Source organism: Arthrobacter sp. YAF17 (genome assembly GCF_052113365.1).
Lineage (GTDB): Bacteria > Actinomycetota > Actinomycetes > Actinomycetales > Micrococcaceae > Arthrobacter.
In genome coordinates, this window is sequence record NZ_JBFRDB010000023.1 from 15,517 (window position 1) to 27,632 (window position 12,116).

General features: G+C 66.7%; 12 protein-coding genes. 1 reads left to right on the top strand and 11 read right to left on the bottom strand.

The features are described 5' to 3' along the window. Nucleotides 1–7: 7 nt before the first annotated feature. Nucleotides 8–1,138: an aspartate-semialdehyde dehydrogenase gene (asd, locus tag AB4Y67_RS16400; RefSeq protein ID WP_441406823.1), complete on the bottom strand. Its 1,131-nt coding sequence runs from the start codon at nt 1,136–1,138 to the stop codon at nt 8–10. A gap of 381 nt (nt 1,139–1,519) precedes the next feature. Between asd and AB4Y67_RS16405 the strand changes: the two genes are divergently transcribed. Beyond that, entirely contained in the window at nt 1,520–2,758 is a 1,239-nt protein-coding gene (locus AB4Y67_RS16405; protein WP_441406824.1) for an IS110 family transposase, read from the top strand. 17 nt (nt 2,759–2,775) lie between these two features. Here the strand turns inward: AB4Y67_RS16405 and AB4Y67_RS16410 are convergent, their stop codons facing one another. The 10 genes from AB4Y67_RS16410 to AB4Y67_RS16455 all read right to left on the bottom strand — a co-directional run bounded on the left by AB4Y67_RS16410 (nt 2,776) and on the right by AB4Y67_RS16455 (nt 12,109). Next, complete coding sequence (locus AB4Y67_RS16410; RefSeq protein WP_441406825.1) at nt 2,776–3,177, bottom strand: hypothetical protein; 402 nt, start codon at nt 3,175–3,177, stop codon at nt 2,776–2,778. Further along, nucleotides 3,164–3,817 (bottom strand): hypothetical protein, encoded by a 654-nt coding sequence (locus AB4Y67_RS16415; protein WP_441406826.1) that lies wholly within the window; start codon nt 3,815–3,817, stop codon nt 3,164–3,166. The genes AB4Y67_RS16410 and AB4Y67_RS16415 overlap by 14 nt, the downstream gene beginning before the upstream one ends. 9 nt (nt 3,818–3,826) lie before the next feature. Next, the gene (locus tag AB4Y67_RS16420) at nt 3,827–4,912 is read right to left on the bottom strand and encodes a hypothetical protein (RefSeq protein ID WP_441406827.1); all 1,086 of its coding nucleotides are present in this window, start codon (nt 4,910–4,912) and stop codon (nt 3,827–3,829) included. A gap of 149 nt (nt 4,913–5,061) precedes the next feature. Then, nucleotides 5,062–5,280 (bottom strand): NF038396 family protein, encoded by a 219-nt coding sequence (locus tag AB4Y67_RS16425; protein ID WP_441406828.1) that lies wholly within the window; start codon nt 5,278–5,280, stop codon nt 5,062–5,064. A gap of 3 nt (nt 5,281–5,283) precedes the next feature. Continuing rightward, on the bottom strand, nt 5,284–5,871 hold the full coding sequence (locus AB4Y67_RS16430; RefSeq protein ID WP_441406829.1) for a dihydrofolate reductase: 588 nt from the start codon (nt 5,869–5,871) through the stop codon (nt 5,284–5,286). Beyond that, on the bottom strand, nt 5,868–6,671 hold the full coding sequence (locus tag AB4Y67_RS16435; RefSeq protein ID WP_441406830.1) for a thymidylate synthase: 804 nt from the start codon (nt 6,669–6,671) through the stop codon (nt 5,868–5,870). Before AB4Y67_RS16435 ends, AB4Y67_RS16430 begins: the two co-directional genes overlap by 4 nt. A gap of 33 nt (nt 6,672–6,704) precedes the next feature. Continuing rightward, nucleotides 6,705–7,109: a GntR family transcriptional regulator gene (locus tag AB4Y67_RS16440; RefSeq protein ID WP_441406831.1), complete on the bottom strand. Its 405-nt coding sequence runs from the start codon at nt 7,107–7,109 to the stop codon at nt 6,705–6,707. Next, entirely contained in the window at nt 7,106–8,776 is a 1,671-nt protein-coding gene (locus tag AB4Y67_RS16445) for a hypothetical protein (RefSeq protein WP_441406832.1), read from the bottom strand. The genes AB4Y67_RS16440 and AB4Y67_RS16445 overlap by 4 nt, the downstream gene beginning before the upstream one ends. Nucleotides 8,777–8,855: 79 nt before the next feature. After that, nucleotides 8,856–9,833, bottom strand: coding sequence for an NUDIX hydrolase (locus AB4Y67_RS16450; protein WP_441406833.1), 978 nt, complete (start codon nt 9,831–9,833; stop codon nt 8,856–8,858). An 11-nt stretch (nt 9,834–9,844) separates the two neighbouring features. Beyond that, nucleotides 9,845–12,109 carry an RNA degradosome polyphosphate kinase gene (locus tag AB4Y67_RS16455; RefSeq protein ID WP_441406834.1) on the bottom strand — a complete coding sequence of 755 codons (2,265 nt, stop codon included), beginning with the start codon at nt 12,107–12,109 and terminating at the stop codon, nt 9,845–9,847. Nucleotides 12,110–12,116: the final 7 nt, after the last annotated feature.

The following is a 12,116-nucleotide window of genomic DNA, read 5'->3' on the forward strand; positions in this document are numbered from 1 at the left end:
TGAACCCCTAGAGTGTGCCGGTCGCGATGTTGAGCATGCGGCGGAGCGGTTCGGCCGCGCCCCACAGGAGCTGATCGCCCACCGTGAAAGCGCTGATGTACTGCGGTCCCATCTCCAGCTTGCGGATGCGGCCGACCGGGATGTCGAGGGTGCCGGAAGCGGACACCGGGGTGAGGTCCGCCATGGAAGCGTCCTTGGTGTTGGGCACCACCTTTGCCCACTCGTTGTCCGCATCCAGGAGCTTCTCGATCTCGGCGACGGAGAGGTCTTCGCGCAGCTTGAGCGTGAGTGCCTGGGAGTGCGAGCGCATGGCGCCGATGCGGATGCACAGACCGTCCATGATGATGTGCTCGTCGCCGGAGGTGCCGAGGATCTTGTTGGTCTCCACCCCGGCCTTCCACTCTTCCTTGGACTGGCCGTTGCCGAGGTCCGCGTCGATCCAGGGGATCAGCGAGCCGGCCAGCGGGACGCCGAACTGCGAGGCATCGATGTCGGTGCGCTGGTGGGCCAGGACCTTGCGGTCAATGTCCAGGATGGCCGACGCCGGATCCTCCAGTTCCGAGCTGACCTGCGCGTTGAGCGTGCCGAACTGGTTCAGGAGTTCGCGCATATGCCGGGCGCCGCCGCCGGAGGCAGCCTGGTAGGTCATGGAGGTGCCCCACTCGACGAGGTTGTTCTTGAACAGCCCGCCGAGGCCCATGAGCATGCAGGAGACGGTGCAGTTGCCGCCGATGAAATCCCTCGTGCCGTTGGCGAGGCCCTTGTCGATGACGTCGCGGTTGATCGGGTCCAGCACGATGATCGAATCGTCGTTCATCCGCAGCGTGGAGGCGGCATCGATCCAGAGACCGTCCCAGCCACGGCTGCGGAGCTCGCCGTGGACCTGCTTGGTGTAGTCGCCGCCCTGTGCGGTCACGATGATCGGCAGCTTGGCGAGGGTATCGACGTCGAACGCGTCCTCCAGCTTGCCGGCACCCTCAGCGAAAGCCGGAGCCGCACCCCCTGCATTTGAGGTGGAGAAAAATACCGGGTTGATGCTGGCGAAGTCGCCCTCTTCCTGCATGCGTTGCATCAGGACGGAGCCGACCATGCCACGCCAACCGACAAGTCCAACGGACGGAGTAGCTGCTGTAGTCATTTTGCCAGTTTAGACTTTGCCGGCTCCGCTGCGCAGTCGGTTACGTCACCGCCCGGTCCAACTGGCGCCGAGTGGTGCCCTTTCCGGTGCTAGCGGTCCAGCGTCGCTGTCGCGCCGTGGTTGGAGAAAGTATGCGGTTGCCTCGCCCCGGGCTCTGGCCGCGGATGAGGTTTCGGGCGGATCATGATGGTGTCTGCCGCGGTGGACGCCGGTTCGTCTATGGTGCCGTGGTTGAGCCTGTGGGCTAGCGTGGCGCGGAGGGCTTCCACGGGAACCGTGGATTGTTGCCCTTGGAGCACGAGTGTTAGATTCCTCTGTTTTCCCTGTCCTCCCCGCGGCCGACGCCGACATAACGAGGTCAAGGTGTCAGGAGGAACAGTCATGGATATCGTGCACGAGCGGGCTGCCGGTTTGGATATTTCCAAACGCGACGCGAAGGTCTGTCTCCGGCTTCCCGGGCAGCGGGCCGGAACCTACACCTCCACGGTCACAACCTGGGGCGCAACCACGGGCCAGATCCTTGCCCTGCGGGACTTCCTGGAACGCGGGCACGTCACAACGGTCGTGATGGAAGCCACGAGCGATTACTGGAAACCCTTCTTCTATCTCCTCGAAGAAACGCTGCCGGTGATGCTGGTCAACGCCAAGGCCGCAAGGAATATCCCGGGCCGCAAAACCGATGTTTCCGACGCGGCCTGGCTGGCCCAGCTGGGTGCGCACGGGCTGCTCCGGGCCTCGTTCGTCCCGGAGCAGCCGATCCGTGAACTGCGGGACCTGACCCGGGCCCGGTCCATCGCCACCCGTGACCGGACACGCGAGATCCAGCGCCTGGAGAAGTTCCTGGAAGGCTCCGGGATCAAGCTCTCCTCCGTGGTCTCGGACCTCACCGGGGTCTCGTCCCGGGCGATGCTCGAAGCCCTCGTCAACGGGGAACGGGACCCAGAGGTCCTCGCCGGCCTCGCCAAAGGAACCCTGCGCTCCAGAATCCCCGAGCTCGTGGAGGCCCTCACCGGCCGCTTCAAGGAACACCACGCGTTCATGGCCCGGCTGCATCTGGACCAGATCGATGCCCAGTCCCGCATCATCGACGCGCTCACCGGGCGGATCGAGGAAGCGATGGAGCCCTTTCGTGCCGCCAGGGAATTCCTGGCCACCATCCCCGGAGTCTCACTCAAAGTCGCCGACGTGATCATCGCCGAAACCGGCGCGGACATGTCCCGCTTCGAAACACCCGGCCGGCTCGCTTCCTGGACCGGCGTCTGTCCCGGCGCCAACGAATCCGCCGGACGGATCAAGTCAGCGCACATACTGCCCGGCAACAAATACCTCAAAGGCGCCCTGGGCATCGCAGCCCTGTCCGCTTCCCGGAGCAAGAACACCTACCTGGCCGCAAAATACTGGCGCGTCGCCGCCCGCCGCGGACCCATGAAAGCCACCGTGGCCGTCGAACACTCCATCCTCACCGCCGTCTGGCACATGCTCGCCGACGGCGAATGCTACGCCGACCCCGGCGCCGACCACTTCACCCGCCTGGACCCGATCAAAGCCAAGAACAACGCCATCAAGAAACTCAAGAGCCTCGGATTCAACGTCACCATCACCGCCGCCAATGCAGCCTGACCACCCCTACTTTCGTATTAGTCGACCGGCCGGGGCAGGTTGCGGTCCCTGCGTAGTTTCTCGGCCTTGCGTTCCTTGGCGTAGCTGTACCAGGCCGCGACGAAGGGGAAGATGCAGGCGGGAAAGACCCACCACACCTCGCCCGCGATCTGCCAGGCGTCCTGCCTGATGACTTGGACGACAAAGTAGACAAGTCCGCCCATTGCAGCGGTCAGCAGGATTGCGAGAAACAGAATGCCGTTGGAACTGTTGACAGGTTTGATGATGCCGACGCCGGAATCTTTCCGTACCCCATACTCGTCCGGCGTGTAGGCCACCAGTTCGCCGTTCTCGGCCCGGCGGTGGATCAGGTCCTCTTCCCCGGTCCGGCCGGGCGTGTAACCGGGTTCCTGGGGCACGTCCCGGCTACGCCTGGCCACGGAACTCCTCGACGGCGCTCAGCAGCCCGCCGTCGTCCAGGCCTTCCGTCTCCGCGACCTCGTCGGTGGCGAAGTCCGGGATGCCGATTGTCCAGGTGTCGCCTTCGCTGCGGACCAGCAGGTGGCGGTCGGCGTCGAGGGTCTTGAAAACGAGGTAGGCGGAACCGCCGGGATTCTGCTCGACGTGCTGGCGGACGAGGCGGAGGGTCGCCTCGGCGGAACTGATGGCGGGGTCCTGGGCAAAAACGAACCAGGTTCCCAGCAGTCGGGGCTGCAGCATCAGGGCCACGTCGGGGGCTTCGATCAGCACGACGTTGTCCATGGTGTCCGCGGTCAGCAGGGAAACCTCCGTCCACCGGGTTGCCTGCCCAAGGGCCGTGGCCACGGCGGCGGCGACCCCGGTGACGCCAAGGTCGCCGTCGTCATCGATGGTGGCCAGGTCCCGGGCCATCAGGGACGATGCGCCGGCAGTGGACAGTGTGACGTCGTCCACCATGTCCTGGGCGCGGAAGACGCTGACCGAACGGTCCCGCGCGGTACCTTCGAACACGTTGAGCAGGTAGGCGAATTCGCCCACGCCAAAGCCGATCACGTCGACGCCGAGCCGAGGCTCCTGCTGGGTCTCATTCTGGACAGTCATGTGGGTCTCCTAACCCCCGAAGCCGAAGAACTTGGCCACGGATTTGCCGGCATCTTTGACGTTATCGGCCGCGTCACTGACGAATTTCCCGGGGTCCTTCACAGCGTTGACGACGCCTTCGCCGATGTTCTGGCCGACGCTGGAGATGGTGTCCCAGTTCTCGTAGACGGCGATCCCGACGCTGGCCACCTGGCAGACGGTTCCGGCGGGCGGCGGCAGGAAGCAGCCAATACCGAGCGCCGTCTTTCCGAGGCTCGCCGCGCCGCCCTTGATGTCGCCGTCGGCGAAGCTCCGCACGGAGTCGACGGCGCTGAAGCCAACGCCTGCCCAGCCAAGGCCCCTGGCAAGCCCGGACTTCCCGAGCCATTCAAGCTTTGTCCCCGCGCCGATCCACGGCTTTTCCGCGAAGAACCCCTCGAACTTGCCCAACGGTCCGATGTACTTGTTGAGGTTTTTCAGCGAAGCGATGTCGGAGGCCTTGTCGATCGCGGCGAGGCCGCGGTTCGCCACCGCCGAGCCCTTGAGCAGGTCGTCGAGGGCAGGGTTGCTGATCAGGCGGTGCGGGGCGAAGCCCGGGCCGCCGATCCGGTGCTTTCCCTGCACGAAGGACTTGATGAAATCCGCACGCTGGTTCTTGAGGACCCAGCCAAGCTGGCCGGTGTGCTTGGCGAGAGTGAGCGGGGCCTTGAGGTATTTCTGAATCAGCATTGCGGCCCGGAGACCGCCGATTCCGCCGGCCAGCGCTCCGCCGAGGAGCGCAAACGCGCCGTCACCGTTGCGCGCGCCGCCCAGGGCACCCACTCCGCCGCCGGCCCCGGTCGCGGAGTTGCTGGCCTTCTCCTGCTGCTCGGCGTGGGTCAGCAGCCGCTTGGACTCCGCCTTGAGGGCGAACGCGGTCTTCTGGATCAGGGCGCGGTGGCTGCTGTTCCACTCGGAAGTGAAGCGGGCGCCGTCGGCGCCCTTCCAGGACGTGTTGCCGTTGATGGCCGACGTCAGGGTGGTGGACTGCTGCAGCAGCGTCTCGGACGTCTTGCCGAACTGTTGCGCCAGTGTGCGCAACTGGGCGACGTCGGCGCCCCACAAGTTTCCTGCCATAGCGGCATCCCCCTTTTCGTGCATCAGCCTAACCGGCGGCGGCCTGGATCTGGCGCATTCCGGTGTGAGTATCTAACCGGGACCAATGTAGCCGGAACCTCGGCAACCGGCGATGGGGTGATCTCCCCATCCGCCGGACCAAGTCGGGCTTACTCGCCGGTGTGCTCCGCGAGCAGAGCGTGCTTGCGCTTCCTGAGCGCGAAGAACGCGCCGAAGGCGAAGGCCTGGGTGATCACCACGAGCACGATGGCCCCGGCGATCTTGTTGCCGCCAAGGATCATGGTCAGCCCCACGATCGCGGACAGCAGCGCCAGGAGCGGCAGCAGCATGTAGCCAAGCACAAACAGGGTTTCGGGTTTCTTCAGCATTCCTTAGCCTTCCGTCCGGCGCCACACGTTGATGCGGTAGCGGGTGCCGTTGCCGGCGGTTTCCCAGCCGTCGGCCGGCAGGCTCGCGCCCATGGTCCAGTCGTATCCGAGATCCGGGGCGAACGTGTCGCCCTCCGTTGCGGCGTCAATGGTGGTGATGACAGCGACGTTGGCGAGGTCCATGGACTGCGCGTAGATGTTGCCGCCGCCGATGATCCAGACCATGCCGTTCCCCGGCGCGAACTGGGATTCCAGGAGCGCGTCGTCCAGGGACTTGACCGCGATGGCGCCTTCGGCCGCCGGCGTCGCGCCCCAGCCTTCCTGGCGGGTGATGACGATGTTCGTCCGCCCGGGCAGGGGGCGGTACTTGTCGGGAAAGGACTCCCAGGTCTTGCGGCCCATGATCACCGGGTGGCCCGTGGTGAGCCGGGTGAAGTGCAGCATGTCCTCGGGAAGGCGCCACGGCATGCCGCCGTCCTTGCCGATCACACCGGTGCTGGTTTGCGCCCAGACGACGCCGAGCCCGGTGAGGCCCGCCAGCTTGTCGGTGAAGTCGGCGGGCTGTCCGCCCTGAATCTTGTCGTTGCTCATACGGCTATCGGGGCCTTAATCGTCGGGTGGTGCTGGTATCCGACCACTTCGAAGTCATCGAGGGTGTAATCGAAAATGGAGTCCGGCTTGCGGGTGATCGTGAGCTGCGGGTACTCGTAGGGGTCGCGTGTGAGCTGCTTGAGGACCTGGTCCATGTGGTTGTCGTAGATGTGGACGTCGCCGCCGGTCCAGACGAACTCGCCCGGTTCCAGGCCGGTCTGCTGGGCGATCATGCAGGTCAGCAGGGCGTAGGAGGCGATGTTGAACGGCACGCCCAGGAAGGTGTCCGCGGAACGCTGGTACAGCTGGCAGGACAGCTTTCCGTCGGCCACGTAGAACTGGAAGAACGCGTGGCAGGGAGGCAGGGCCATGTCTTTGAGCTCGGAGACGTTCCAAGCCGAGACAATGAGCCGGCGTGAGTCCGGGTTGGACTTCAGGTTCTCGATGAGCTCGGCGATCTGGTCGATGTGACCGCCGTCGGGAGTCGGCCAGGAGCGCCACTGGACGCCGTAGACCGGGCCCAGTTCTCCTTCGGCGTCGGCCCATTCGTTCCAGATGGTGACGCCCTGGTCCTGCATCCATTTCACGTTCGTTTCCCCGCGGAGGAACCACAGCAGCTCCACCGCGACGGACTTGAAGTGCACACGTTTCGTGGTGACCAGGGGGAAGCTTTGGCTGAGGTCAAAGCGCATCTGGCGGCCGAACACACTCAGGGTGCCCGTTCCGGTGCGGTCCGATTTGTGCGTGCCGTGTTCCAGGACATCGCGCAGCAGGTCTTCATAGGGCGTAGGAATGCTCACCGTCCCAGTCTACTGAGAACTGGCTTTCCCTCCTTATCCGTCTTGCTGGCTGAGCCTCGTCCGCAGGATTGCCAGGAGGGCGGCGTCGTCGAATCCCGCTTCGCGGCCTTCCGCAATGTAGCGGTCGACGGCGGTGGTCACCTCGCCGGCGACGGCCTCCGGTGCCGGGGCTTCGGGCAGGGTCCCGGCCGTCGGCGTCCCGGCGACCACAGTGCCGTTGCGGCGCCGGGTTTCGACCAGCCCCGCCTGTTCGAGCTCCCGGTAGGCCCGGGCGACGGTCCCGGCTGCGATGCCGAGGTCCGCGGCGAGGCTCCGGACCGTCGGCAGCCGGGTGCCCGGCGCCAGTATTCCCAGCGCGATCAGCGAGGAGACCTGCCCCCGGATCTGTTCGTACGGTGGTGTGGCCGAGCCCAGGTTCACGGAGATTCCTGCGCTCACGCGGAGACTTCCTTCCTCGGCAGGGGAGGAGCAGGGGCCGGCCGGGCCAGGGCGCGCACCGGGATAACCGCGATGACCGTGGCCACCACGCCGAGCACCGCACCTGCCGCGATCGCCGGCCACCAGGAAGCCTCGGCCGGGTCGGTCCACCCGAAGGCCTCCCGGCCCAGGACGGCCGCCCAGGCGTTGCTCTGAGTGAGCAGCAGCACGCCGGCCTGGGCGGTGAGGGTGGCCGCGAGGGTTCGCACTACGCGGTGGACCGTGATGGCGCGAAGCGCCGCGTCCAGGCCGGCGGGGGCATCGGGGATGCCTTGGCGACGTCTTGCCGCGGCGAGTGCGGGCAACGAGACGGCGCAGACCGCTGCCGTGAGGAGTGTGGACGGAACCCAGCCGAGGCCCTCTCCGAGCCGGGCCTGCCCGGCCGCCGTGACAAGGAGGACCACGAGGAAGACGAGCAGCGACAGGACGGCAGTCGCCAGGAGGGCGGGGCTCACCGGCTGCCGGGGCCAGCTGCGCCGGGCTTCAGGGCTGCCGTAATTGTGCTGCAGCAGGAGCTCGCCGGCGGTAATGACGAGAAGCACGGCGGTGGCCATCAAGGTCAGAATGCCGGCATAACCGAACCCCGCAAATCCGTAGCTGGCGGCAGCCGCGACGGCCTGGGCGAGGAAGGTTCCGGCAATTAGCGGCACGGCGGCGGCCAGGCCCAGCAGCGCCCCGAGGGAGGAGACGAGCCTGGCCGCCGGATGTTGCCGGCCGGCGGCGAGCCCTGCCTCAGGGCGATTCTGGACGCCCAGCCCGGCGGCCGCGATCCGCGGGGGCCGCCACCACCACATCACGAACAGCACAACCGTGCCCGCCAGCGCAGCCGGATTCGTCCAGGACACTGCCCCCTGAGCCGGATCGGGCCGGGCCGCGAAGTTCCCCGCGATCACCCCAAGGCCCGCAGCCACGGTGGACACCGTCCGGAGCAGGCGGTTCATGGCGATGGTCCGCAGCACGGCGTTGTCGGCGGCGTCGAGGCTCTCCAGCTGGCGGCGGCTGGCTATCAGCCACAGCACCAGCCACGTCCCGCCCGCCAGCACCAGCAGGGCGCCTCCGAGCCACCCGGCGACCTCCGGCCCGGGGATGCGGCCGTCAGCGCCGCCGCTGTAGTAGCTGTAGCTGTTGGGGCCGTCGCGGACCGTGGTGGGCGCCACTGCCGCGAATCCGGGGAGGGTGGCCGTCTGCGCGATGGCTGCGGCGGCGGTGAGGAAGATGGCCGCCGTGGTCAAGGCCAGCCTGCGGGGCAGGAAGTCGCGGATGCGGCGGACTGACAGGACGGCCTGCCGCCGCATCCGGCGTGGACCAGGGTAAGTGATTTGGCCCAGGGCGTGTACGGTCAGGCAGCCCAGGACCGACCACGCCAGCGCCGGCAGGATGGTCTCCGTACTGGTCAGGGTGCCGCCGGCGGAAGGGTTCGCCGGAATGATGCCCAGGTTCATCGCCCCCTGGAGGGAGCTCGCCAGCCAGCCGATGACGCCCACCCACAGCGCGTGCTCTGACACCGACGCCGGAGTGGTCCCCGTGTTCGGCGCCCAGATCACCCAACGCAACACCATGTAGACAACGACGGCGGCGAGGAGCGGACCAAGCAACAGCAGCGGCGGCACAATGAACTGGACCGGCATAAAATCCCCCAAAGATCCTGCGGCAATGTATCAAGTATTTGATACAAACTACGGCCAGAACAATGGACGGTCAAGAACCTCAGTCGTCGAAGGGGCGGAACCGCTCCACGGCCACCACTTTGTCCTTGCTGTGGTGCGCCACGTGGCACACCACAATCTCACCGGGAGCCAGGAACGGATCGGCGTCCGGCAGCAGGGCGCGCAACCGGGAACCCATATGCTTTCCGAGCTGGGCAAACACCGTAGGAAGGGCGGGGCGGTGTGTGCAGACCGCCACGCCGCGCTGCTTGTCGAAGAGACCTTCGATGGCGGCCGCCGTCTTGTGCGGATGGCGGCCGTGCCGGTGCTCGGTGAGGGCTTCGTTCAGCTTCACCTTCGCATCGGAGGCCTTGGCATACGGGGCGATCGTGGCCACGCACCGGACCCACGGGCTGGAAACAACGCGCTTCGGTTTCCAGGCCTGCAGGAGCCGCCCGACTGCCTGGGCCTGCCGCATCCCGGTGGCGGCCAGCGGCCGGTCGCCTTCGGCCTTCGACCATGAAGAGCGCGGCTTGGCTTTGGCGTGGCGAACGATCACGAGCGGCCAGGTTTTCAGTTCGCCGCGGGCATGGGCGGCCGCCAGATGCTCCAGCGGACCCACGTCGCTCGGGTTGCTCAGGAGGCGGGCCGCCTTCTCCGGCGAGCACCACATGACGCTGTCCACTTCCTTGCCGTCCGGCAGCAGCGACGCCCCGTCGACGTCGACGGCCCAGTAATGGACCACCTTCAGTCCGGCGGGGACGTGGTAGTGGATGGAAGGCAGGGGGATGCCCAGCGGCACCCTCAACCCGATTTCCTCTTCGACCTCGCGGGCGGCGCACTCGGGCACCGTCTCGCCGGGGTCGATCTTGCCCTTGGGCCAGGACCAGTCGTCATACCGCGGGCGGTGGATCAGCAGGACCTCAAGGTCACCGTTGTCGCCGGCGGCGATGCGCCACGGCAGGGCGCCCGCAGCCACCACCGCAATGTCCTCGCCGGGATGGTCTGTCTGGTCGGCGACCAGTGAATCGCTACTCAATGCCAGAGCCCCTACCGCAGCCCGGACGAGCGCTGGCGCGAGCGGGAGTTAAGCAGCCAGGACTGGATGTCCGCGAGATCCGTCCCGTCCTCGGCGAGGTGGTGGCGGGTCCATTCCCCTTGGTTGTCGAGGTGCCAGCTGGCGGTCTCGGGATCCATGTAGCGGCGCAGCAGGTCCATGACATAGCTCGTGTCGTCCCCGCTGGTGAGCTGGACGAGGGCTTCCACGCGGCGGTCCAGGTTGCGGTGCATCATGTCCGCGGAGCCGATGTAGACCACCGGGTCCCCGCCGTTGGCGAAGGCGAAGACACGGGAGTGCTCCAGGAACCGGCCCAGCACCGAGCGGACCGTGATGTTGTCGCTGAGGCCGGGCACCCCCGGGCGCAGCGAGCAGATGCCGCGGACGATCACGTCCACGGGGACGCCGGCCTGAGACGCCCGGTACAAGGAATCGATGATGGCTTCATCCACCATGGAATTGACCTTGATCTGTACCCGGGCGGCGAGGCCTGCCTTGGCGTTCCGGATTTCGGTTTCAATCCGGTCGATGAGTCCTGAACGCACCGACCGCGGGGCCACCAGGAGCCGCTTGAAGGTCGACTTGGGCGCGTAGCCGGAGAGCTGGTTGAAGAGCCGGGAGAGGTCCTCACCCACCTGCTCATTGGCCGTGAGGAGTCCGAGGTCCTCGTAGTAGCGGGCCGTGCGGGGGTGGTAGTTGCCGGTGCCGATGTGGCAGTAGCGGCGGAGGCCGTCCACTTCCTGGCGCACCACAAGGGAAAGCTTGCAGTGGGTCTTGAGGCCCACGATGCCGTAGACCACGTGGACGCCGGCCTGCTCCAGCTTCCGGGCCCATGAGATGTTGGCCTGCTCATCGAAGCGCGCCTTGATCTCAACGAGGGCCAGGACCTGCTTGCCGGCCTCGGCGGCGTCGATCAGGGCGTCGACGATCGGCGAGTCGCCCGAGGTGCGGTACAGGGTCTGCTTGATGGCCTGGACCTTCGGGTCCGACGCCGCCTGCTCCAGGAACGCCTGCACCGAGGTGGAGAAGGAGTCGTAGGGGTGGTGCAGCAGGATGTCCCGTCGCCGCATGGCCGCAAAAACGTTTGCCGCCTTGGACGTTTCCGATTCGTTGAGGTGCCGTGAGGTGTGGGGGACATGCTTGGGGTAGTGCAGGTCCGCGCGGTCGATTCCGGCGATGACCGATAGCCCGCGGAGATCCAGCGGGGCCGGGACCGAGTAGACCTCGGATTCCTCGACGCCGAGTTCGCGGATCAGCAGCGCCCGGATGTTCGGGTTGATGTCGTTGGTGACTTCGAGCCGGACCGGCGGCCCGAAACGGCGGCGCAGCAGTTCCTTTTCGAGTGCCTGCAGCAGGTTTTCGGCGTCGTCCTCTTCGACCTCGACGTCCTCATTGCGGGTGACGCGGAAGGTGTGGTGCTCCAGCACCTCCATCCCGGCGAAGAGCTGGTCCAGGTGGACGGCGATGACTTCCTCGAGGGCGATGAAGCGCGCCACCCGACCGGGCACCGAGCCGGCGCGCGGGCCGTCAATCGAGATCAGCCGGGGGAGCTGGTCCGGGACCTTGAGGCGGGCGAAGAGTTCCTTGTCGCTGACCGGATTGCGGACGACGACGGCGAGGTTCAGTGAGAGCCCCGAAATGTAAGGGAATGGGTGGGCCGGGTCCACGGCCAGCGGCGTCAGGATCGGGAAGACCTTCTCGGCGAACATGGCGCTGAGCTGGTCCTTGGCCTGGGAATCGAGTTCCTCCCAGCGCATGAGGTGGATGTGCTCATAGGCCAGCGCGGGACGGATCTGCTCGGCGTAGACGCGCGCGTGGCGCTGCTGCAGGCGGTGGGCTTCCTCGCCGATCTGTTCCAGGACCTGCACCGGGCTGAGTCCGGCAGGGGAGGGGACGGCCAGTCCGGTGGCGATCCGGCGCTTGAGCCCGGCGACGCGGACCATAAAGAACTCATCCAGGTTGGACGCGAAGATGGACAGGAAGCTGACGCGTTCCAGCAGGTGCAGGTTCGGGTCCTCGGCCAGTTCCAGCACGCGGGCGTTGAACGCGAGCCAGCTCAGTTCGCGGTCCAGGAAGCGGTCCGGGCTGAAATCGCCCTCCGGCTCCAGGTTCGGCGCAAATTCCGGAATGTCGATCCGGTCCTGGGTCGCGCGTGAGGCAGGCACTTCGGAGGAACCGAACTGGGCACGCGCCGGTCGGACTTTCTTGTCCGACGTGGCGGCCTCAGACGTGGCTGTCCGGGCAGATTCCCGTTGCATGGTCTCT